Genomic DNA, 21,377 nt, shown 5'->3' with positions numbered 1-21,377 from the left:
GGCGCTGGTCAAAGCGCCGGAATACAGAACAAAGGGAAGAATTCGGGATATGCGTACTCATGCACAAGCCGTCGTCATTGGCGGCGGCCTGATCGGCTGCTCGATCCTCTATCATCTCGCCAAGTTCGGCTGGTCCGACGTCGTCCTGTTGGAGCGCGACGAGCTGACGTCCGGCTCCACCTGGCATGCGGCGGCCAACATTCACGGCCTGCATGATTCCACCAACATCAGCCGCCTGCAGCACTACACCATGGCGCTCTACAAGGAGCTGGAGACCGAGACCGGCCAGGGCTGCGGCATCTTCCAGCCGGGTTCGCTCTATCTCGCCCAGACCGAAGCGCGCGAGCACCAGTTGCGGCTGCAGGAAGCCAAGGCGCGGCGCTACAAGATGAATTTCTACGAGGTCGACCGGAACGAGGCCGAGCGGCTGCACCCACTGGTCGATTTCGACGGCATACGCTGCATCATGTACGAGCCCGAAGGCGGCAATGTCGACCCGTCGGGTGTGACGGCTGCCTATGCGGCCGGCGCGCGCCAGCGTGGGGCCGAGATCCATCGCTTCACGCCGGTCACCGCCACCGAGGCGCAGCCGGACGGCAGCTGGATCGTGCGCACGCCGAAAGGCGACATCCGCACGCAATGGGTGATCAACGCCGCCGGCCTGTGGGGCCGCGAGGTCGCCGCCATGGCCGGCCTGCAACTGCCGCTGATTCCCACCGAACACCAGTATTTCGTCACCGAGACCATTCCGGAAATCGCCGCCATGGGCCGCCGGCTGCCCTCGGTCGCCGACCGCGACGGCGAATATTATCTGCGCCAGGAAGGCCTCGGCCTGCTCATCGGCGCCTACGAGCGCAACATGAAGTTTTGGGCCGAGGAAGGAACGCCGCTCGACTTCGGCCATGAACTGTTTCCCGACGATCTCGACCGCATCGAGGACAACATGGTGCGTGCCATTGCCCGTGTCCCGGCGGCCGGCACGGCAGGCGTCAAGCGCGTCATCAACGGCCCGATGATCTGGTCGCCCGACAGCGCCGTGCTGTTCGGCCCGGTGCCGGAATTGCAGAACTACTTCTGCTGCAACGGCATCATTCCGGGGTTCTCGCAGTCGGGTGGCATGGGCAAGCTGGCGGCCGAGTGGATGATCGAGGGCGAGCCCTCGCTCGACATGTTCGCCTGGGACATGGCGCGCTTCGGCCATTGGGCCGGCAAGGCCTTCACCAAGGCCCGCGTGCAGGACCAGTACAGCCACCGTTTCAAGATCCATTTCCCCAACGAGGAACGCGCCGCCGGTCGGCCGGTCCGAACCCGCCCGGCCTATGACATGCAGAAGCAGATGGGTGCCGTCTTCGGCCTCAATTTCGGCTGGGAGCACCCGCTCTGGTTCGCCGCCGAGGGCGAGCCGCGCGAGGAGACGATCGGCTTCACCCGCCAGAACTGGTGGGAACCGGTCGGCCGCGAGGCGCGCATGCTGCGCGAACATGCGGGCATCATCGACGTGTCGAATTTCGCCAAATACGAAGTCAAGGGGTCCGGCGCGGGGGCCTGGCTCAACGCGCTGTTCGCCAACCGCATGCCGACGGAAATCGGCCGCTCCTGTCTGACGCCGCTGATCGGCAAGCGCGGCGGCATTGCCGGCGACTTCACCGTGACGAAGCTGGCCGATGACGAGTTCAGGGTGTTCGGTTCAGGCATGGCCGAACGCTTCCATCAAAGGTTCTTCAAGGCTGTCCCCTTGCCGGAAGGCACCATTTTCCGATCGCGCACCGAGGAACTGGCCGGCTTCAACGTCGCCGGGCCGAAGTCGCGTGAATTGCTGCAGCGGCTGACCAATGCCGATCTGTCGACGGAAGCGTTTCCCTTCATGCGCTCGCGCCAGATCACGGTCGCTGGCGTCGATGTGGTGGCGCTGCGGGTTTCGTTCACCGGCGACCTGGGCTGGGAGCTCTATTGCCCGGCCGCCAGCCAGGTCGAACTCTATAGCGCCTTGCTCAAGGCCGGCAGCGAAGTCGGTGCCGGGCCGGTCGGCTCGCGCGCGCTGATGTCGCTGCGCGTCGAAAAGGGCTATGGCAGCTGGAGCCGCGAATACTCGCCAGAATACTGGCCGCAGGAGGTCAAGTTCGACCGGCTTGTCAAAATGGACAAGGGCGAGTTCCTCAACCGCGACGCCTACGCCGCCATCGCCGACAGGCCGGCGCGCGACGAGCTGATCATGCTGTCGATCGACGCCAAAGATGCCGACGCGACCGGCGGCGAGCCGATCTTCCTGCCCGACGGCACACCGATCGGCCAGGTCTCGTCAGGCGCCTATGGCTATTTCGTCGAGCAGTCGCTGGCGCTCGGTTATGTCAAGGCCGGCTCGGCGAGGCCCGGCGACAAAGTGTCGGTCGCCATACTCGGGCGGCCGCATGACGCCGTGCTTTTGCAACAGCCGCCCTTCGACCCCGAAGGCAAGCGGCTGCGGGCATAGCCGACGCTCCAAGGCCGTTCGGCGGTCTACACCGCCGCACGATCCTCAGCCGCCGAACCGGTCCAGCCAATGCTGGGCAATGTCGGAACGGCGGCAGATCCAGATGTCGGGGTTGGCCTTGATCTTGTCGAGGAAGCGGGCAAGCCCAACCATGCGGCCCGGCCGTGCCGCCAGCCGGCAGTGCAGCGACACCGTCATCATGCGCGGTGTCGTCTGGCCCTCCGCCAGAAGCCAGTCGACCGCATCGCCGACATATTCGAAGAACTGGCTGCCGGTCTCCAGGCCCGAGCCGCGCGAGAAGCGGCTGTCATTGTTGTCGAAGCTGTGCGGGACGACCAGATGCCGCTTGGAACCGACCTCGACGAAATAGGGCAGGTCGTCATTGTAGTCGTCGCAATCGAACAGCAAGCCGCCGTGCTCCACCACCAGCCGGCGCGTGTTGAGGCTGGGCCGGCCGGTGTACCAACCGAGCGGGCGGATGCCGGTGATCCGCTGCACGGTGTCGACCGTCATCGCGATATGCTCTCGTTCCTCCGCTTCGCTCAGCGGTGCGTAGTCGATCCAGCGCCAGCCATGGCAGACGATGTCGCTGCCGAGTGCGGCGATCGCCTTGCCGGCGTCCGGATTGAGCTCCAGCGCCCGCCCGACCACATAGAAGGTCGGGACGATGTCCTTGTCCTGGAACAGCGACAGCAGCCGCCAGACGCCGACGCGCGAGCCGTATTCGTAGAGCGATTCCATGTTGCGGTTGCGCAGGCCGGGCACGGCAGGCGACACGGCAAGGTCGGACAGTATCGCCTCGGAGACACCGTCGCCTTCGCCGATGCTGTATTCGGCGCCTTCCTCATAGTTGATGACGATGTTGAGCGCCAGTTTGGCGCCGCCGGGCCACGCGGCCGAAGGCGGCTTGTCGCCGTAGCCGACGAAGTCACGGACGGGCAAATACGGCATCTCAACTCTCTCCTCGGACGCGGTCGCCAAAGCTATCCATCGCGCAGGTCGGTCAGGATGCGCAGCGCCCGGTCCATCATCTCCTGCGGACCGACCGTCGCGCGCAGGCAGTCCGTGAGGCCGTAACCGCCGAGGCTGCGCACGATGAGATCGCCGCCGCGCAAGGCCTTCTCGGCGGCCTGTGCGGCTTCTGCGTCTGCGAAGCGGATCAGCACGAAATTCGTCCGGCTTTCGGGAACATCGTATCCGGCGGCCCTCAGATCATGCGCGAACCGGTCGCGAATCCCGGCCGTGCGGTACACCGTTTCGCGCATATAGGCCTGGTCCTCGACGGCGGCGACCGCCATGGCCAGGCTCGGCGTGGTGACCTGGTTCGAGTTCTGCATCTTGCGCACTTCGGCCGCCACCGAAGGCGGAAACAGCCCCCAGCCGACGCGCGCGCCGGCCAGGCCATAAGCCTTGGAAAGCGTGCGCAGCACGACGGTGTCGCCGCGCCCGACAAGCGCAAAGACCGGGCGCGGATCCTGGTCGTCGAACTCGCCATAGGCCTGGTCGATCACCAGAAGCACGTCGCCGCGCAAGGCGGCGCGCAGGCGCAGCAGTTCGGAATTGCGGATGCGGGTGCCGGTCGGATTGCCGGGATTGCAGACGAAGACGATCCGCGTCGCCGGCGTAACAGTGGCGAGAATGCTGTCGACGGAGACGGCGAAGTCCTGTTCCGCCGCCTTGACATAGGCCGCATCGGCGCGCGCCGCGGCGGACGCCACGAAATTATAGGCGTACGAGGTGCCGAGCACTTCGTCGCCCGGTCCCGCAAACGCCGCGATGGTGCAGCTGATCAGGTCCATCGAACCGGCGCCGCACAGGATCAGGTCGCGCTCGACCCCATAGGCCTGGGCGATCGCCTCGCGCAGCGCCGTCCAGTTCGGGTCGGGATAGAGCTGGCTGCGGGCAATCGCGTCGTGGCCAGCGGCGATAGCCCTGGGGCTGGGCGGAAAGGCGCTCTCGTTCTGGGCAAGGGTTGGACGGTCGTAGCCGCCGAAATTCGCCAGCGCAAAGGCCGACATGGCCTCGATATGAGCGGCAGCCTTCAGAGGCATGGTGGGGCCATGGCAATTTTGCTGTCGGTCATCTCGTGAACTACCCCTGCCGGACTGGCTCATCGGGCAGGCTACAATCCGCCGGCGCGTTCACAAGCAAAAACTAGCCGCGCAATGGCTCCGAAATTCTGGCCCTTGTAGGGGGCAGCCGCTTGTGGCGTCGCTCCAATGCGGCTCTCACCAGCGCTGATGCACGTGGGGCTTGATGTCCTGGTCGTAGATCGTCCGAACCTTGTCCATGACCGCGCTGGACAGTGGCGGCAATGCCGCGGCCTCGGCGTTGGAGCGGGCTTGGGCATGATTGCGCGCGCCGGGAATGACCACCGTGACCGCGTCGAACATCAGGATCCAACGCAGCGCGAATTTGGCCATCGTCGTGTCGTCGGAAACCAGCGGCCGGATGCGCTCCACCGCTGCCAGCCCGACCTCATACGGCACACCCGAGAAGGTCTCGCCGACATCGAAGGCTTCGCCGTTGCGGTTGAATTTTCGATGGTCGCTGTCCTCGAATTTGGTGTCGGCCTTGAACTTTCCCGACAACAGCCCGCTCGCCAGCGGCACGCGGGCGATGATCGCCACATCGTTCTTCTTCGCCAGGTCGAAGAACAATTCCGTCGGCCGCTGGCGGAAGGCGTTGAAGATGATCTGCACGCTGGCGACGCCCGGATATTGCATCGCCTTCAGCGCCTCCTCGACGCGCTCGACGCTGACGCCGTAGTTGCGGATCTTGCCTTGCTCGACGAGACGGTCGAGGCGCTCGAACACTTCCGGATGGTAGTAGAGGTCGGTCAGCGGGCAATGCAGCTGCACCAGGTCGAGCGTGTCCGCCTCGAGATAGCTGAGGCTGCGGTCGACCCAGTCCGTCAAGTTCTCCTGCGTGAAGCCTTCGACCGTCTGCTGCGGCAGCCGCTTTCCGGCCTTGGTGGCGATGAATGGCCGCTCGCCGCCGCGTTCCTTCATCACCCTGGCGATGAGCTTCTCGGAGCGGCCGTCGCCATAGACATCGGCGGTGTCGATGAAGGTGACGCCGGCATCGAGCGCCGCGTGCAGGGCGGCCACCGCGTCGCTGTCGTTGACCTCGCCCCACGAGGCGCCGATCGCCCATGAGCCAAAGCCGATCTCGCTGACCGCGCGTCCGGTGCGGCCGAATTTCCGTGACTGCATTTTCTGATCCTCGTTCCGATCTGCATGGCGGCTCGCATCTTGCCCGCGGCATGCTGCCGAATGGCTGTGCGATTGACATCAACGCTCGGCGCATTTACCAGATAACAGGGTTGTATGACAACTGGGCGAACCGTGAAGATGGGAAGTCTGCGAACTCTCAGGCTGAAGGTCGCTCTCATGCCGTCGCGGGACGAGCCTTCCCTCAACGTGCCGCGATTGGTCGGCGAGGTTCATCAGGCCATCATGCCCGGCATCGGCGGGCGCTCAGCTGCCTGCCTTGTCGCGCAGCGTCTCGAAACGGGCATAGGCCTTGCTGAGGTGGCTGCGCATGGCACGCCGCGCGGCATTGACGTCGCTGGCCTCGATGGCGGCAAGAATGGCACGATGCTCATGCTGCATGCGGGCCAGGTATTTCTCCCGCTCGGCATCGGTCATCCGGTCGAGGCGCGTCCATTGGCGCGGCACCATCGCGCTGCCGAACGTGTCGAACAGCCGCGTGAAATTGGCGTTCTGCGTCGCGGCGAGGATGGCGCGGTGGAAGCCGAAATCCTCTTCCAGGCCGGCGCTGCCGGCGCGGACCGCGGCATCGAGTGCGTCGAGCCGGGAATTCATGTGCCGCAGCGCGTCATCGCTGCGCCGCTCGGCGGCAAGGCCGGCCGCTTCCACCTCGATGCCCATGCGCAATTCCAGAACGCGCAGCACCTCGTCGATCGATTCGAGATCGTCCGGCAGGATGGAGAAGGTCCTCGGCGGCGGGTCCTTGGCAACGAAGGCGCCGAGACCCTGGCGCGTGGTGATCAGCCCCCTGGCGCGCAGCGACGCAAGCGCCTCGCGCACCACCGTTCGGCTGACGCCGGTCGCCGCGACGATCTCCTGCTCGGTCGGCAGCCTCTGGCCCGGCGCCAGGTCGCCGGATTCGATCTGGGCGATCAGCGTGTTGACCAGCCCGCTCCGCAGATTGGGTGCTTGCGGTATGGCGTCGAAAAGCCTGGTCTCGTTTTCCGCCATCGCGGCCGACAGCCCCCGGTCCGATTCTCTGGCGAAGGATTGCATCGACGGATGCTCGCCGCAAGGCGACGAAATGCGGATTTGTAGGCGCAGGACCATGGTTGGAGGATTGCATGACGGAACGCGTTGGCTTCATCGGGCTGGGCAGCATGGGCGCCGGCATGGCCACCAATCTGCTCGAAAAGGGCTGGCCGCTGACGGTCTGGGCGCATCGCAGCCGCGATACCGTCGACCGGCTAATAGCGGCCGGCGCCACGGAGGCGGAAAGCCCTCGCAAGCTTGCCGAAGCCTGCGACATCGTCATCCTGTGCGTCACCGGTTCGCGCGAGGTGGAAGCGCTGGTGAAGCGGGCGGACGGGCTTGCCACTGCTGCGGACGGACGAGCCGCCGCCGGCAAGCCGCTGCTCATCATCGACTGCTCGACCTCCAATCCGTCCTCGACCACAGCGCTAGCCGCCGAACTCGCCGCGCAAGGCGCGACGCTGATCGACGCGCCGCTGGCGCGCACGCCCAAGGAAGCGGCCGAAGGCAAGCTCGACGTCATGGTCGGCGGCCCGGCCGATTCCGTTGCGCGGGCGCGGCCGGTGCTCGAAGCCTTCGCCGCGCGCATCGTGCACACCGGGCCGACCGGCAGCGGCCACACCATGAAGCTGCTCAACAATTTCGTCTCGATGGGCTACTCAGCCATCTATTCGGAGGCGCTGACGCTCGGCGTGAAGGCCGGGCTGACGCCGCAGGTCTTCAACAGCGTCATCTCGGGCAGCCGCATGGATTGCGGCTTCTACCAGGCCTTCTTCGACTTCGTGCTGAACCGCAACGAGAACGCGCAGCGCTTCGCCATCGTCAATGCGCTCAAGGACATGACCTATCTCGCGTCCTTCGCCCAGGCGGGCGGCGTCGCCAACCCGATCGGCGCCGCGGTGCGCAACGGCTTTGCCACCGCTGTCGCCACCGGCCATGGCGAAAAGTTCGTGCCGGCATTGTCGGATATTGTTGCGGGCCTGAATGGAGTGTCGCTGGTTGAGCCGCCAACGCCACGGGAAGTGAATCCAGACTGAACGGCGCGCCGAGATTGCCAAGAAGGCAGCGGCGAAGCGGCGGGGAACAAAGTAGTTGTCGCGCCCAAATGGGTGTTGACTTTTTTCCAAAAATACTCGCTTTTGTTGGAAAGTCCATTTTCCAACGGAGATTCGTATGTCCGCGAGCAATCCCGCAGAGGATTTGATCGATGAAGAGTACCCGGCCGTATATCGGCCGCTGATCCCCGCTGCACTCAAGCGCGCCTACGCTAGCGCAGACGATGCGTTCGAGCGTCTGGAATTCCTTGGAACGCCAAGCGCAAAATTCCAGCGCGGCGACCTGATCGTGCTGGCCGCTGAGTTTGAGTTCATAAGGCTAATACGGGAAGGACATCTTCCCTTCGATCCTTCGTGGGAAGACTATGCCTGCCCGACAGGCAAACACTTGGTGATGCGGTCGCCGGGCGCTGAAATCACTATTAACCAGGTCGACTATCCTCACAAGAAACCGAGATGGGCGAAGTTCCGCGACCAACTTGACGTTCCCAACGCCGAATATCTCTTCGAAGAAATGAACGCCGAGCGCGCCAGGGACGATGCGCGGAAGCACATTCTCCTCCTTCACGGCCACGGCAATCTTCGTTTCGCCAATTTGTCCGTCCCACACCCGACCGAAAACAAGCTGATCTGGTTCACTGACGACTTGCTCAAGCTGCCTCACGAGGTCGCCACCGACACGACTGGCGCTAGAGGCGAAGGACCAACGGAGTCGCCGGACGCCGAGTTGATAGACGAGATAATCAAGAAAGTTCACGACGAGAAATGACCGGCGATATTTTCCATTTCCCAGATCGCGCATCCGGCGTTGTTCCTCAACGCCTCGCCGACGCGCGCATGGCGCTACAGATGTCGCGCGCCGATGTAGCCCGAGCGCTTAACATCACCGGCACAGCCATAGGCCATTATGAGAACGGCGACCGTCGCCCTGACATGAATATCTTGATGCAGTTGGCTCGGTTCCTGCACCAACCCGTTTCGTTTTTTCTAAAGGAGACGCCGGCCAATTCGATCAACAAAAAGGTCCGATTCTTCAGAAGCGTAGGGCCGAAGAGCAATAGAATTAACATGGCTCTGGACGTTCGGACGAATTGGCTTTGGGAGTTTGTCCAAACACTTCTGGACGCAGGAATTAGGCTGCCGACACCCAACGTTCCATTCTTCGACGATATGGATCATGACGGCGAATATTCATTGGAGCAGATCGAATATATTGCCGCTCGTACACGGCGTCATTGGAACTTGGGTGACGCGCCCATAAACAATATGGTGGCCCTGCTCGAATCCCAGGGCGTGATCGTTAGTAGGTTTGCGCTTGGCTCCGAAAAGGTCGACGCATTCTCTTGTTGGATTAATGGTCGACCATACGTGCTATTGGGATCAGATAAAGGTTCTGCGGTGAGGTCTCGATTTGATGCCGCCCATGAACTTGGCCACCTAGTCCTGCACCGCGACATCTCCCAGGACGACATGGAGTCTAAGGCAACCCGGGATCGCATCGAGCGCGAAGCCAATTGGTTTGCCGGGGCATTTCTTCTGCCGCGCGCGTCCATATTCCGTGAGTTCTATTCTACCAGGGCGAGCCATTTGAAGGGGCTCAAACAGCGCTGGTTGGTGTCAATGCAGGCGATTGCCCATCGGGCGCGCGACATAGGCGCTATTGATGAAAACCAATACGTTTCCTTCCGCATTCAGATGACCAAAACAAAGCAGCTGGCGAAGGAACCTCTAGACGATACAATTCCGATTGAGAGGCCCGGCCTACTCTTCAATGCGTGGAAGAAATTGGTCGAACGGGGACTGCTTCCTAAGTTGGACTCAGACGAAACCTTGGGAATTTCGCTGGACGTTTTGAGCGACCATTTTGGCAGATCAATCGAAGTAGCTGAGAGAAGCCCGACACCCACGCTTTCAATCGTTGAAAAATAGCTGAACTGTTGCGCCTAAGCGGGCAAACGCGGTCCCTACAAAAAGCGGATTGACGCCTAGCTGGCTCCCATGTTTCCATTTTGCGGGGAACATGAAGCATCTAAGAAATTCTCTGTATCGAATGTGGGTGCGCCGCCATCTGGTTAAGCTCCAAAGCGGATTGTGCTACTATTGTCGCCGCCCGTTTACGAAGCGAGGCCCGACACGCCCTACCATCGAACACAAGAAAGCCCGTATGGATGGCGGCACCGACGATATGAGCAACCTTGCCGCCGCCTGCTTTCATTGCAATCAGCATCGCGGGACGCAAAAGAACCAAGCCAAGCAAAAAGCTCAGGGTCAAATTTCAAACTGATGCACGACCTATCCGGCAGCCTGCTTGCGGATAGCCTTCCGAAGTCTTGAGTGCCGCACCGGAGATGCTGCCTCCTGCACCGGGGCTGCCTCTGTAACCGCATCACTGTCGTGCAATCCAACGCGCAGCGCCGCACCCGCCAGATGGTCGCGCATGGCCATTTGTGCCGCCTCGGCGTCGCTGGCGCGGATGGCGGCCAGGATGCGCTCATGTTCGCCAAGCGTGATGCGGGCCATGTCGTCCGACTTCTGCTGGTTGCCGGCGGCCAGAATGCTTTCGCGCACGCGCTCGGACACGAAGGCCAGGAACTGGCCCATGTAGGAGTTGCGTGTCGCCTCGGCGACGGTGCGGTGGAACTCGAGGTCGCTGCGCAGCCAGGCGACGCTGCCATAAGGTGCGGCACGCATGCCGGCGAGCGCCTCGCCCATCGCGGCGAGATCGGCATCGGTGCGCCGCCTGGCGGCAAGTGCGGCGGCCTGCACTTCGAGGATGCCGCGCAGTTCGAACAGGCTGCGGAAGGAATCGGCCCGCTGCAGCGCTTCGTAGTCGATGGTCAGCACGGTCGGATTGTTGGCGTCGGTGACGAAGGCGCCGCGTCCCTGCTGCGACCAGATGCGGCCTTCCGAGCGCAGCCGCGCGATCGCCTCGCGCACCACGTTGCGGCTGACCCCGAAAGTGGTCGCCAATGCCTGTTCGGTCGGCAGCTGGTCGCCGGGTTTCAGCCGTCCTTGCGCGATCTCGCGCGAGATGGAGCTTGCGACCAGAGTCGAGAGATGCGGACCACGATTGACCTTGTCGAGCTTCAGCGTCATCGCTCACCTATAGTCGAGGGAGGATTGGGACGCCAGAATGCGGCCATTGCTCAAGATGCGGCGCGGGTCGAACGCGTCCTTGATGCCCGCCGCAAGATCGAGCGCCACGGGATCGATGCGTTCGAGGAACGCTTTCTGCTTGACCCGACCGATGCCGTGCTCGGCGCTGATCGAACCGCCATAGCGGTCGACAATGGCAAAGATCTGGGCTTCCGCCTCCTCGAACAGATGCTCGATCGCTTCTGATGCCATGCCTTCCGGCGGCACGACGTTGAGATGGATGTTGCCGTCGCCGACATGGCCATAGGTGACGGCGAGCGCGTCCGGGCGGGCCTGTTCCAGCGCCGCCAGCGCATCGGTGACGAAATCGGCGAGTTTGGAGATCGGCACCGAGACGTCGGTGCGCAGATAGCGGCCGCCGCGGCCCTGGCGCTCGACCATGATCTCGCGGTAGAGCCACAGCCGCTCGCCCTGGGCGCGGCTCGACGCCATGACGCCATCCTCGACGAGATCGGCGGCACCGGCCAGAAAATCCCGCAGCATGGCCTGGAGATCGACCAGCCCGCCGGAAGAAACCTCGACCAGGACGTAGACCGGGTAGGGCTTGGCGAGCGGATCGCCGAAGTCCGGCCGGGCCTGCAGCGTGATCTCGATGCCGCCGCGCAGGATCAGCTCGAAGGCGGTCAAGAGGTCGCTGCAGTCGCGCCGCGCCCGCGCATAGAGCGCCATGGCGTCCTCGACAGAGCGCAGCCCGATCAGCGCGGTTTCGACCTGGGTCGGCTTGGGGTAGAGCTTCAGCGCCGCCGCGGTGACGATGCCGAGCGTGCCTTCGCTGCCGATGAAGACCTGCTTGAGGTCATAGCCGCGATTGTCCTTGCGCAGCACCTTCAGCCCGTTCCACACCCGCCCGTCGGCCAGAACCACCTCCAGCCCAAGCACGAGGTCGCGCGTCATGCCGTAGCGCAGCACGTTGAAGCCGCCGGCATTTGTGGCGACGTTGCCGCCGATGCGACAGCTTCCCTGCGCCCCGAAGGTGATCGGCAGCAGGCAGTCGTTTTCTTCCGCGGCGCGCTTGGCGTCCTCGAGAATGCAGCCGGCCTCGACCACCATGGCGAAATCGATCGGGCTGACCGAGCGGATCCTGTTCAGGCGCTCGAGCGAGATCACCACCTCACCGCTGTCGGCCGCCACCGCCGCGCCGACGAGACCGGTCAGCCCGCCCTGCGGCACGACCGGAATGCGCTCCTCGTGGCAGCGCCGCATCAGCGCCGACATCTCCTCGACCGAAGCCGGACGCGCCACCGCCAGCGGGCGGCCGAAATGGTCGCCCGACCAGTCGCGGCTGTAGCGCGCCAGATCCTCGTCGGCCGTCAGCAGCCCGCCATCCGGCAGTACGCCGGCCAGCGTGGCGATCAGCGATGCGGAGGTGGGCTGCACGGCGTTCATGATCTGGCTCTGCGACCCCTCGGAAAACGGCTGGACAACCATCGTACTTGTAGTGTTATCATACAACCATGATTAAGAACATCAAGCGAAGCCATATCTCCGCCAACCGCTTGATGCGGATGATCAGACAGACAAATCGCCGAATTCGGAGGACTTTCCCAATGAGCGACGCCGCAGGCCGCTTCCGCTACATGCACACCATGATCAGGGTTCTCGACCTCGACAAGTCGATTGCCTTCTACACCGAGGTTCTCGGCATGACATTGCTGCGCCGGGACGACTATCCCGGCGGCAAGTTCACCAATGCCTTTGTCGGCTACGGCCCGGAGGACAAGGAGGCCGTTGTCGAACTGACGCTGAACTGGGGCAGGGAAGAGCCCTATGAGATCGGCACCGGCTTCGGCCATCTGGCGCTCGGCGTCAACGACATCTACGCCGTCTGTGCCGAACTCGAGAAGCGCGGCGCCAAGATCCCGCGCAAGCCCGGCCCGATGCTGCATGGCACCACCCACATCGCCTTCGTCGAAGACCCGGACGGCTACAAGATCGAGCTGATCGGCCTCGACACGATGTAGTGATCTGGAGCAATTCCAGGAAAAGTGTGAAGCGGTTTTCCGTCCGGAATTGCGTAAAAACAAAGAGATAGAGCAATTCCAGGAAAAGTGTGAAGCGGTTTTCCGTCCGGAATTGCGTAAAAACAAAGAGATAGAGCGGTTCGGCGTTTCCATGAAACGATGAACCGCTCTAGGCAAGCGGGGCCGCGTCGGCGTTGCGCCGTTGCGGGCCCGTCCTGTCCGCGCTTGCTTGGGAGGCGATGCGCTAGGCACTCTCACTTGATGACCGCGATCTTGCTGCGGTCGATGGTGATGGCGACGGCGGCGATGAGCACCGCGCCGAACACCATGTTTTCCAGGAAGATGTTGATGCCGACGAAGGTCATGCCGATGCGCACGATCGAGATGATCAGCGCGCCGACAGCCGTGCGGGCAACCCCTCCCAGCCCGCCGGTGATGGCCGTGCCGCCGACGATGACGGCGGCGATGGCCGGCAGCAGCAGCTGATTGGCGAGAACCGGCGAACCGCTCGACAGTCTGGCTGCGAGCACCACGCCGGCTATTGCCGCCAGCATGCCCGACGCCGCGAAGGCGATGATCTTGGTGCGGTCGACGTTGATGCCGGCGGCCCAGGCGGCCGGCTCGCCGGCGCCGACGGCGATCGCCTGGCGGCCGAAGCGCGTGTAGCGCAGCGCGAGAAGGCTGACGATGCCGATCACCGCCGAGATCAGCACCACCACCGGCACCCCGGCGACCGTCGCATTGATCCAGCCGGTGTTTTCGCGCCCCGCTTCCTCGATGGTGATGGCGCGTCCGTCGGACACCCAGAGCGCGATGCCGGTCACCACGCCGCCCGTGGCGAGCGTCGCCACGAAGGACGGCACGCGCAGCTTGACATGGACGATGCCGCTCAACATCCCGAAGGCGAGGCCGGACAGGATCGCCACCGGAAAGGCGGCGAGCCCGAGCGAGGGCAGCAGCTGCGCCAGGATCACGCTCGCCAGCGAGGCGACGGCCTGGATCGACAGGTCGATGCCACCGAGCAGGATGGCGAAGGTGACGCCCGTTGCCAGGATGAACAGCACCGCTGTGTTGGCAAACAGCAACGCGGTCGTCTCGCCGGTCAGGAAGCCCGGCGCGGCGATCTCGATGATCAGCAGCAGGGCGACAAGCAGCACCAGCGGTATGGCGCCGTGCGTCCACTTGCTGTCGAGGAATGGCCTGAGCGAAAAGATTTCGTTCATCGCTTGCCTCACACCATCGCCCGCAGCAGGTCGACCTGCTTGGGCTTGTTTCCGGGACTGGCGTCGAACCGCGCCGTGATCTCGCCGTCGCGCATCACCAGCACCTGGTGCGACAGGCCGATCGTCTCTTCCAGCGTGTCGGAGATCAAAAGGATCGCGACGCCCTGCTCGCAGAGATCACGAACCAGTTCGTAGACCTCTTCCTTGGCGCCGACATCGAGGCCCCGTGTCGGATGGTCGAGCACGAGGATGCGCGAGCCCGCCGTCATCCAGCGCGCCAGCACCACCTTCTGCTGGTTGCCGCCGCTGAGCTTGCGGCAGGCGGCATCGGGGCCGGGCGCCTTGATGCGCAGCCGCTTGATCCAGTCGGCGGCGAGCCGCCGCTCCTTGCCATAATCGATCGCGCCATGGCGCATGACGCTCGACAGGTCGGCCAGCGAGATGTTCTCGGCGATCGACAGGAACATCACCAGGCCTTCCAGCCGCCGCTCGCGCGGCACATAGCCGATGCCCTTGCGCACGGCCGGCTCCGGCGAGCCGAAATGCACCGCCTCGCCGGCGATCTTCAATTCGCCGGCGCTGTGCTGAAGCAGTCCGCCGATCGTGCGCGTGACCTCCTCGCGGCCGGACCCGACGACGCCGGCAATGCCGACGATCTCGCCGGCGCGGATCCTGAGATCGACGCCGCGATAGGCACCGGCGGCACCCAGCCCCCTGGTTTCGACCCGTATCTCCTCGCGCGGCTGCCGCTGGCGGGCCTCGCGGTAATACTCGGCCTGCAGCCCGCGACCGACCATGATCTCGTGCAGTTCCGGCGCGGTGACGTCGGCGGTGCTGTGCTCGGCGACCACCGCGCCATCCTTCATCGTGTAGACGCGGTCGGAGATCGCCAGCACCTCGTCCAGCCGATGCGACACGAAGACGAAGCTGGCGCGGGATTTGAGCGCGCGAACGCGTGCGAACAGCACCTCGATATCGGCGCCGTTGAGCACGGAGGTCGGCTCGTCGAGCAGGATGAGCAGCGGCCGCTCGACCATTTCCTCCAGCGTCAGCGCCTTGGCCAGTTCAACCATCTGCCGCGCCGCGAAGGTGAGTTCGGAGGTGCGCCGGGTGACGTCGATGTCGACGCCGATCTTGGCGAGCTGGCGGCGCGCCGCATTGTTCATGGCGCGCCAGTTGACGATGCCGAAACGCGTGAAGCGGTCTTCCTCGCCGAGATAGATGTTTTCGGCCACCGTCAGGTTGAGCACCAGCGACTGCTCCTGGAAAACCATGCCGATGCCATGCCGTGCCGCGTCGCGCGCGTTGCGCAGCTTGAGCTGCTCGCCGTCGAGGGTGAGGCTGCCGCCATCCGGCCGGTAGGTGCCCGCCAGAACCCGCATAAGCGTCGACTTGCCGGCGCCGTTCTCGCCGATCAGCCCGACCACTTCGTTCGGCCTGACCTCGATGCTGACGTCGCGCAAGGCATGCACGCCCGGAAAATTCTTGATGATGCCGGATGCCTGTAGCATGGCGTTCACTTGACGATTCTGAGGCGGACGCGGTCGAGCGACAGCGCCACCGCGGCGATGATCATCAGCCCCTGCACGGTCTGCTGGATGTAGGGCGAGATGCCGAGCAGGATCATGCCGTTGGCAAGCACGGTGACGATCAGCACGCCGATCAGCGTGTTGACGACGCCGCCTTCGCCGCCGGTCAGCGCCGTACCGCCGACCACGACGGCGGTGACCGCGGCGAACAGCCTGCCGTCGCCGATGACGGCATGCGACTGGCCGAGCTGGGCGGCGGCAAGCACGCCGGCTATGCCGAAGAAGAAACCGGCCAGCGCAAAGGCGGTGATGCGCACGCGCGTGACGTTGACGCCGGAGAGCTTGGCCACGTCCTCGTCACCGCCGATTGCCAATATGTGGCGCCCGAGCTTGGTATAGTACTGGATGATCGCGGCGAGCAGGAATGCCCCGGCGGCGACCCAGACTGCCAGCGGCAAGCCGAGCAGACGGGTGAGCGCCAGCTCGCGGATCGAGGCGTCGTTGAGCCGGATCGCCGAACCGCCGAGCATGTAGACCGAAAGCCCAAGGCCGATGAACCACATGCCGAGCGTGGCCATGAAGGAAGGGATTCGCAGCACGGTCTGCACAAGGCCGCTGACAAGCCCCATGGCGGTGCCCGCCGCGATTGCCGCCAGCACCGCCAGCCAGCCATAGTCATTGCCGTTGCTGTCGTTGGCGGCGAGCAGCACCACCACCATGGCCGCCACCGACAGGGTGCCTTCGACGGAGAGGTCGATGCTGCCCATCAGGATGATGAAGGTCAGCCCCATCGCCAGCGTCAGCGGCACGGCCGCGGAATTGGCGACGCGCACGAGATTGCGCAGTTCGATGAAATTGGGATTGGCGACAGAGATCAGCACGCACAATGCGATCAGCACCGCCAGCGGTGCCAGGCTGCGCCAGCGCCTGCCGCCGAACAGGGCGGCGATACGGCCGGGGAGGAGTGTCATAAGCGTTGTCCGCTCGATGTCCGAAACGGACTTCAGGGGTTCTGTATCGATTGTCAAGAAACCGCTTCCCGTCTGCAGAACGGCAGTCGCCGGCAACCCACGACAACTGCAAAAAGGGAGCGGGCCGCCGCCAGGGAGAAAGCGGGCCCGCTCCAATGGGTCAGGTGCGGATCGCTCCGGTCACCCGACCCCACAGATCGTTCCAGTCCACTGTCGGTTGTGCCTCGACATTGGTCTTGTAGTATTCCTCGACATTGTCGTGCGAAATCAGCACTGCCTTGCCGTAGAATTCGCGGTGCTCCGGCGGTTCTTTGGTGGGATCGAACTTGCCGATCTTGGCGTTGTAGCCGATGGCCAGTCCCATGCCGCCCTGCCAGAACGGGTCCGAGGTCACGGTGCAGGCGAACTCGCCCGTGCGCACCGCGTCGACCGCCGTCTTGATGCCGTCGACGCCGACGATCGGCACCTTGCCGGCAAGGCTCTCGGCGCGCAGCGCTTCGAGCGCGCCGGAGCCCATGTCGTCATTGGCGGCCCAGATGCCCTTGATGTCGTCGCCGAAGCGGGTGAGCAGATTGCCCATCAGGTCGAAGGCCTCGGTCGATTTCCAGTTGGCGACCTGGAAATCGAGCAGCTTGATGTCGGGATTGGCGGCAAGTGCGGCGTCGAGGCCCTTCTTGCGCTCGATCGCGGCGGTGGTCGAGATCAAGCCGCCAAGCGCCACGATGCCGCCCTTGCCGCCGATCGTCTTGAACAGGATCTCGGCGATGGTCTTGCCGCTCGAGATGCCGTCGAACTCGATGTGGGAAACATAGTTCGGATTGAAGTCCTTAGGGTGCAGGTCCGGCGGCTTGTTCCATTGCGTCACGACATAGGCGCCCGCCTTGGCGCAGGCCTCGACGATCGGCCGCGCGTCCGGCGTATCGTTGGGATCGGAATTGAGCACCATGTTGCCGCCGGTCTTGGCAAGCATGGCCTTGATGTCGGCAATGCCCTTTTCGCTGTTGCCTTCCGAAACCAGCGTCACGTGCTCCAGCCCGACAGCCTTGGCATAGGCCTCGGCGCCGGTCTTCCAGACGGCATGGTAGGGGTTGGATAGCGAGCGGATCGACGTCACCAGCGTCGGCTTGTCCTGCGCGCGCAAGACCCTCGGCATCGCGACGGCGGCCAGGCCGGCGGTAGCGCCCATCATCAGCGTCCGGCGGCTGACCATGCCGGAACGCGCGGAAATTGTCCTGTCCTTCATTCTCGAACCTCCCAGTTGAAATCGGTGTTTTTCCGATCGGCGACATGCGCGGGGAGCGCCGGGCTCTTCGGCAGGGGTTGCCAAGTTCCTCCACTTGTACGACAACCCTTCAACACGGCAACCATACCCTTTCTCTTGACGCGGCACAAGGGACTTGAGATCGTCGGGCGAGCCAGGGCCGGGAAGCAACGGGAGGAAAAATGCCGGACTATATCATCGTCGGCGGCGGCTCGGCCGGCTGCGTTCTCGCCGCGAGGCTGAGCGAGGATCCGGACCTGTCGGTCGTCCTGCTGGAAGCCGGCCCGCCCGACACCGACCGCTACATCCATTTGCCCGTAGGCTTCTTCAAGATGACGTCCGGCCCGCTGATCTGGGGTTACGAGACAGCGCCCGGCAGGATGATCGATGGCCGCACCATGGTCTATCCGCAGGCGCGTGTTCTCGGTGGCGGTTCCTCGATCAACGCCCAGGTGTTCACCCGCGGCTGCCCGCAAGACTATGACGGATGGGCGACCGACGACGGCTGTGCTGGGTGGAGCTATGCCGAGGTGCTGCCCTATTTCCGGCGCTCCGAGGGCAACGACACCTTCGCCGGCGCGCAGCACGGCATCGATGGGCCGCTTGGCGTTTCCAGCGGTACGCCGCATCCGCTGACACGGGTCTTCGTCAGGGCGGCGCAGCAGGCCGGCCTGCCGTTCAGGGCCGACTTCAACGCCGGAGAGCAGGAAGGCGCCGGCTTCTACCAGACCACGACGCGCAACGGCAGACGCAGCAGCACGGTGGTTGCCTATCTCAAGCCCGCGCTTGGCCGCAAGAACCTGACGCTGCGCACCGACGCCACGGTCAGCCGCATCGTCATCGAGAACGGGCGCGCCATCGGCGTCGAGATCATTGTCGGCGGCCGCACCGAACTGCTGCGCGCCGCGCGCGAGGTGATCGTCACCGCCGGCGCCATCGGCTCGCCCAAGCTCCTGATGCTGTCCGGCATCGGCCCGGCCGCCCATCTCGGCGCGCACGGCATCAAGGTCGGCCACGACCTGCCCGGCGTCGGGCAAAACCTGCACGACCACATGGATGTCGACGTCGTCGCCGAGCTCAACGGCCCGCACGGCATCGACCGCTACAAGAAGAAGCGCTGGCAGGCGGTCGCCGGTCTGGAATACGCGCTGTTCGGCAAGGGGCCGGTGGCGTCCAACATCGTCGAGGCCGGCGCGTTCTGGTGGGGCGACCGCACCGAGAAGACCCCCGACATCCAGTTCCATTTCCTGCCCGGCGCCGGCGTCGAGGAAGGCATCGGCTCGGTACCCGGCGGCAATGGCTGCACGCTGAACTCCTACCATGTGCGGCCGCGTTCACGCGGCAGCGTCACGCTGAGATCGGCGGACCTGCGCGAGCCGCCGGTCATCGATCCGAACCCGTTCGCCGAACGCTACGATCTCGACCGTGCCGTCGAGGGCATCGAGATCAGCCGCGAGATCCTGTCGCAACCGGCTTTTGCGCCCTTCATCCGGCGCGAACACCTGCCGGGGGTGGGGACGAATGGGCGCGCGGCGCTGGAAACCTTCGCCCGGGAGCACGGGCGTAGCGCCTACCATCCGGTCGGCACCTGCCGGATGGGCGGCGATGCCGGAAGCGTCGTCGATCCCGAGCTCCGCGTGCGCGGCCTGCAGGGCCTGCGCGTGTGCGACAGTTCGGTGATGCCGCGCATCGTCTCTTCGAACACCAACGCCGCCGTCATCATGATCGCCGAAAAGGCGGCGGATTTGATCACCGGGCGCACGACAGGTCTCGCGGCTTCGCCGCCGCGCGAGGCTCACTCGTCCCGCACCAGGGAGCGGGGTGGAAAGTCTGTCCCGGCCGCTTCCTGAGCCGTCCCGGCGGTACAAGCGGAGCACCTGCGCGCCCGCGAAAAACGCTCAAGCCAGCGATCGTATCCGGCGCGCCGGCAGGTCGACGCTCGCGGCGATTGCCTTTGTTTGATTGACGGTCTTCATTTAGGCTGAGCGCATGCGAAAATCGGGATTTGCAAGATGACGGTGTCGGCCAGAGATTTATCCTTGCGCATCCCCATCGACGGCCGGCATCGCCGGATGCTGATCGACGGAAAATGGTGCGATGCCGCAAGCGGCCGCACCTTCGAGACCCGCAATCCCGCCACCGGCGCGGTGATCGGCACCGTGCCGCAAGCCGATTCCAAAGATATCGACCTGGCGGTCGCTGCCGCCCGCCGCGCCTTCGAGGGGCCGTGGAGCCGGTTCAAGCCCTATGAGCGCCAGCTTCTGTTGTTGAAGATCGCCGACCTCATGGAGCGCCATTGGGAGGAGATCGCGCTTTCCGACACCACCGACATGGGCATGCCCATCGTGCGCACGCTCGCCAACCGGAACCGCGTGCTCGGCATGCTGCGCTTCTATGCCGGCATGGCCACCTCCATCCACGGCCACACGATCGGCAATTCGCTGCCGGGCGACATCGTCTCCTATACGCGCAAGGAGCCGGTCGGCGTCGTCGGCGCCATCATTCCCTGGAACGCGCCCACCGCCGCCTCGATCTGGAAGATCGGCCCGGCTTTGGCCACCGGCTGCACGATCGTGCTCAAGCCTTCGGAAGAGGCGCCGCTGACGCCGCTTTTGATTGCCGACCTGATGCTGGAAGCCGGCGTGCCGGACGGCGTCGTCAACATCGTCACCGGAACGGGTGCGGAGGCCGGCGCGCCTCTGGCCGCCCATATGGACGTCGACAAGCTGGTCTTCACCGGCTCCACCGCCACCGGCCAGAACATCCTGCGCGCCTCGGCCTCCAACATGAAGCGCGTTTCGCTCGAGCTTGGCGGCAAGTCGCCGGTGATCGTCTGCGCCGACGCCGACATCGAACGTGCCGTGCCGGTCGCGGCGATGTCGGTCTTTGCCAATTCCGGCCAGATCTGCATCGCCGGCTCAAGGCTGTTCGTCGAACGGCCGATCTATGAGGACTTCGTCGAACGGGTCGCTGCCTATGCCGCAAAGCTCAGGATCGGCGACGGCGCCGATCCGGCGACCGAGATCGGACCGCTGATCTCGCTCCGGCAGCTCGAACGCGTCACCGGCTTCATCGAGGACGGCACGCGCCAGGGCGCCAGGCTGCTGACCGGCGGCACGCGCATCACCGAAGGGGTACTTGGCTCGGGAAACTTCATCACCCCGGGGGTCTTCTCCGGCGTGACCGACGACATGCGCATCGCCAGGGAAGAGATTTTTGGCCCGGTCATCTCGGCGCTGCCGTTCGACACGCTGGACGAGGCGGTGCGGCGCGGCAACGGCACGCCGTACGGGCTCGCGGCCGGCGTGTTCACGCGCGATGTCGGCAAGGCGCATCAACTGGCCAACCGCCTGCGCGCCGGCTCGGTCTGGGTCAACACCTACCACGCCCTCGATCCGGCGGTGCCGTTCGGCGGCTACAAGATGAGCGGCTACGGCCGCGAGGGCGGGGCCGAGCACCTCGACGAATATCTGAACACCAAGGGCGTCTGGATCCGGACCGACTAGA

General features: G+C 64.6%; 18 protein-coding genes. 8 read left to right on the top strand and 10 right to left on the bottom strand.

Annotated features, from left to right (window positions below; all coding sequences use genetic code 11):
* Positions 1-49 precede the first annotated feature (49 nt).
* Positions 50-2,470, top strand: coding sequence for a GcvT family protein (locus AC1RUK_RS20470; protein WP_481839206.1), 2,421 nt, complete (start codon positions 50-52; stop codon positions 2,468-2,470).
* 45 nt (positions 2,471-2,515) lie between these two features.
* Here AC1RUK_RS20470 and AC1RUK_RS20465 read toward each other — a convergent pair whose 3' ends face one another.
* The 4 genes from AC1RUK_RS20465 to AC1RUK_RS20450 form a co-directional block, all read right to left on the bottom strand.
* Complete coding sequence (locus AC1RUK_RS20465; RefSeq protein WP_481839207.1) at positions 2,516-3,421, bottom strand: allantoinase PuuE; 906 nt, start codon at positions 3,419-3,421, stop codon at positions 2,516-2,518.
* Between the two features lie 32 nt (positions 3,422-3,453).
* A complete protein-coding gene (locus AC1RUK_RS20460) occupies positions 3,454-4,521 on the bottom strand; it encodes a pyridoxal phosphate-dependent aminotransferase (protein ID WP_481839208.1) in 1,068 nt (355 codons plus the stop codon).
* A gap of 177 nt (positions 4,522-4,698) precedes the next feature.
* Entirely contained in the window at positions 4,699-5,685 is a 987-nt protein-coding gene (locus AC1RUK_RS20455; protein WP_481839209.1) for an aldo/keto reductase, read from the bottom strand.
* A gap of 264 nt (positions 5,686-5,949) precedes the next feature.
* Complete coding sequence (locus AC1RUK_RS20450) at positions 5,950-6,693, bottom strand: FadR/GntR family transcriptional regulator (protein WP_481839447.1); 744 nt, start codon at positions 6,691-6,693, stop codon at positions 5,950-5,952.
* 113 nt (positions 6,694-6,806) lie between these two features.
* Between AC1RUK_RS20450 and AC1RUK_RS20445 the strand changes: the two genes are divergently transcribed.
* The 4 genes from AC1RUK_RS20445 (at position 6,807) to AC1RUK_RS20430 (ending at position 10,053) form a co-directional block, all read left to right on the top strand.
* Positions 6,807-7,751, top strand: a complete 945-nt coding sequence (locus tag AC1RUK_RS20445) for an NAD(P)-dependent oxidoreductase (RefSeq protein WP_481839210.1) — start codon at positions 6,807-6,809, stop codon at positions 7,749-7,751.
* 136 nt (positions 7,752-7,887) lie between these two features.
* Positions 7,888-8,538 (top strand): hypothetical protein, encoded by a 651-nt coding sequence (locus AC1RUK_RS20440; RefSeq protein ID WP_481839211.1) that lies wholly within the window; start codon positions 7,888-7,890, stop codon positions 8,536-8,538.
* The gene (locus AC1RUK_RS20435; protein WP_481839212.1) at positions 8,535-9,698 is read left to right on the top strand and encodes a helix-turn-helix domain-containing protein; all 1,164 of its coding nucleotides are present in this window, start codon (positions 8,535-8,537) and stop codon (positions 9,696-9,698) included. Before AC1RUK_RS20440 ends, AC1RUK_RS20435 begins: the two co-directional genes overlap by 4 nt.
* Before the next feature lie 91 nt (positions 9,699-9,789).
* Positions 9,790-10,053 (top strand): HNH endonuclease, encoded by a 264-nt coding sequence (locus AC1RUK_RS20430; protein ID WP_481840086.1) that lies wholly within the window; start codon positions 9,790-9,792, stop codon positions 10,051-10,053.
* 8 nt (positions 10,054-10,061) lie between these two features.
* On the opposite strand, the gene AC1RUK_RS20425 is transcribed toward AC1RUK_RS20430, so the two are convergent.
* Both AC1RUK_RS20425 and AC1RUK_RS20420 read right to left on the bottom strand, forming a co-directional pair.
* A complete protein-coding gene (locus tag AC1RUK_RS20425; RefSeq protein ID WP_481839213.1) occupies positions 10,062-10,865 on the bottom strand; it encodes a FadR/GntR family transcriptional regulator in 804 nt (267 codons plus the stop codon).
* Between the two features lie 3 nt (positions 10,866-10,868).
* Positions 10,869-12,311 (bottom strand): FAD-binding oxidoreductase, encoded by a 1,443-nt coding sequence (locus tag AC1RUK_RS20420; RefSeq protein ID WP_481839214.1) that lies wholly within the window; start codon positions 12,309-12,311, stop codon positions 10,869-10,871.
* A gap of 161 nt (positions 12,312-12,472) precedes the next feature.
* Between AC1RUK_RS20420 and gloA the strand changes: the two genes are divergently transcribed.
* Entirely contained in the window at positions 12,473-12,886 is a 414-nt protein-coding gene (gloA, locus tag AC1RUK_RS20415) for a lactoylglutathione lyase (protein WP_006204247.1), read from the top strand.
* A gap of 254 nt (positions 12,887-13,140) precedes the next feature.
* Here the strand turns inward: gloA and AC1RUK_RS20410 are convergent, their stop codons facing one another.
* From AC1RUK_RS20410 to AC1RUK_RS20395, 4 genes are all read right to left on the bottom strand, one after another.
* On the bottom strand, positions 13,141-14,109 hold the full coding sequence (locus tag AC1RUK_RS20410) for an ABC transporter permease (protein ID WP_481839215.1): 969 nt from the start codon (positions 14,107-14,109) through the stop codon (positions 13,141-13,143).
* Between the two features lie 8 nt (positions 14,110-14,117).
* Entirely contained in the window at positions 14,118-15,620 is a 1,503-nt protein-coding gene (locus AC1RUK_RS20405; protein WP_481839216.1) for a sugar ABC transporter ATP-binding protein, read from the bottom strand.
* Between the two features lie 5 nt (positions 15,621-15,625).
* On the bottom strand, positions 15,626-16,609 hold the full coding sequence (locus AC1RUK_RS20400) for an ABC transporter permease (protein WP_481839217.1): 984 nt from the start codon (positions 16,607-16,609) through the stop codon (positions 15,626-15,628).
* Between the two features lie 160 nt (positions 16,610-16,769).
* Positions 16,770-17,852: a sugar ABC transporter substrate-binding protein gene (locus AC1RUK_RS20395; RefSeq protein WP_481839218.1), complete on the bottom strand. Its 1,083-nt coding sequence runs from the start codon at positions 17,850-17,852 to the stop codon at positions 16,770-16,772.
* Between the two features lie 200 nt (positions 17,853-18,052).
* Here AC1RUK_RS20395 and AC1RUK_RS20390 point away from each other — a divergent pair, with 200 nt between their 5' ends.
* Positions 18,053-19,720, top strand: coding sequence for a GMC family oxidoreductase (locus AC1RUK_RS20390; RefSeq protein WP_481839219.1), 1,668 nt, complete (start codon positions 18,053-18,055; stop codon positions 19,718-19,720).
* A 162-nt stretch (positions 19,721-19,882) separates the two neighbouring features.
* Complete coding sequence (locus tag AC1RUK_RS20385; protein ID WP_481839220.1) at positions 19,883-21,376, top strand: aldehyde dehydrogenase family protein; 1,494 nt, start codon at positions 19,883-19,885, stop codon at positions 21,374-21,376.
* Position 21,377 lies beyond the last annotated feature (1 nt).

Source organism: Mesorhizobium monacense, from assembly GCF_056781675.1.
Note: the sequence above shows the minus strand (reverse complement) of the source record. Positions and strands in the feature narration are given on the sequence as shown.

Coding starts and splice junctions, on each gene's coding strand:
- AC1RUK_RS20470 (WP_481839206.1), top strand. CDS start 50: ATGCGTACTCATGCACAAGCCGTCGTCATTGGCGGCGGCCTGATCGGC.
- AC1RUK_RS20465 (WP_481839207.1), bottom strand. CDS start 3,421: ATGCCGTATTTGCCCGTCCGTGACTTCGTCGGCTACGGCGACAAGCCG.
- AC1RUK_RS20460 (WP_481839208.1), bottom strand. CDS start 4,521: ATGCCTCTGAAGGCTGCCGCTCATATCGAGGCCATGTCGGCCTTTGCG.
- AC1RUK_RS20455 (WP_481839209.1), bottom strand. CDS start 5,685: ATGCAGTCACGGAAATTCGGCCGCACCGGACGCGCGGTCAGCGAGATC.
- AC1RUK_RS20450 (WP_481839447.1), bottom strand. CDS start 6,693: ATGGCGGAAAACGAGACCAGGCTTTTCGACGCCATACCGCAAGCACCC.
- AC1RUK_RS20445 (WP_481839210.1), top strand. CDS start 6,807: ATGACGGAACGCGTTGGCTTCATCGGGCTGGGCAGCATGGGCGCCGGC.
- AC1RUK_RS20440 (WP_481839211.1), top strand. CDS start 7,888: ATGTCCGCGAGCAATCCCGCAGAGGATTTGATCGATGAAGAGTACCCG.
- AC1RUK_RS20435 (WP_481839212.1), top strand. CDS start 8,535: ATGACCGGCGATATTTTCCATTTCCCAGATCGCGCATCCGGCGTTGTT.
- AC1RUK_RS20430 (WP_481840086.1), top strand. CDS start 9,790: ATGAAGCATCTAAGAAATTCTCTGTATCGAATGTGGGTGCGCCGCCAT.
- AC1RUK_RS20425 (WP_481839213.1), bottom strand. CDS start 10,865: ATGACGCTGAAGCTCGACAAGGTCAATCGTGGTCCGCATCTCTCGACT.
- AC1RUK_RS20420 (WP_481839214.1), bottom strand. CDS start 12,311: ATGAACGCCGTGCAGCCCACCTCCGCATCGCTGATCGCCACGCTGGCC.
- gloA (WP_006204247.1), top strand. CDS start 12,473: ATGAGCGACGCCGCAGGCCGCTTCCGCTACATGCACACCATGATCAGG.
- AC1RUK_RS20410 (WP_481839215.1), bottom strand. CDS start 14,109: ATGAACGAAATCTTTTCGCTCAGGCCATTCCTCGACAGCAAGTGGACG.
- AC1RUK_RS20405 (WP_481839216.1), bottom strand. CDS start 15,620: ATGCTACAGGCATCCGGCATCATCAAGAATTTTCCGGGCGTGCATGCC.
- AC1RUK_RS20400 (WP_481839217.1), bottom strand. CDS start 16,609: ATGACACTCCTCCCCGGCCGTATCGCCGCCCTGTTCGGCGGCAGGCGC.
- AC1RUK_RS20395 (WP_481839218.1), bottom strand. CDS start 17,852: ATGAAGGACAGGACAATTTCCGCGCGTTCCGGCATGGTCAGCCGCCGG.
- AC1RUK_RS20390 (WP_481839219.1), top strand. CDS start 18,053: ATGCCGGACTATATCATCGTCGGCGGCGGCTCGGCCGGCTGCGTTCTC.
- AC1RUK_RS20385 (WP_481839220.1), top strand. CDS start 19,883: ATGACGGTGTCGGCCAGAGATTTATCCTTGCGCATCCCCATCGACGGC.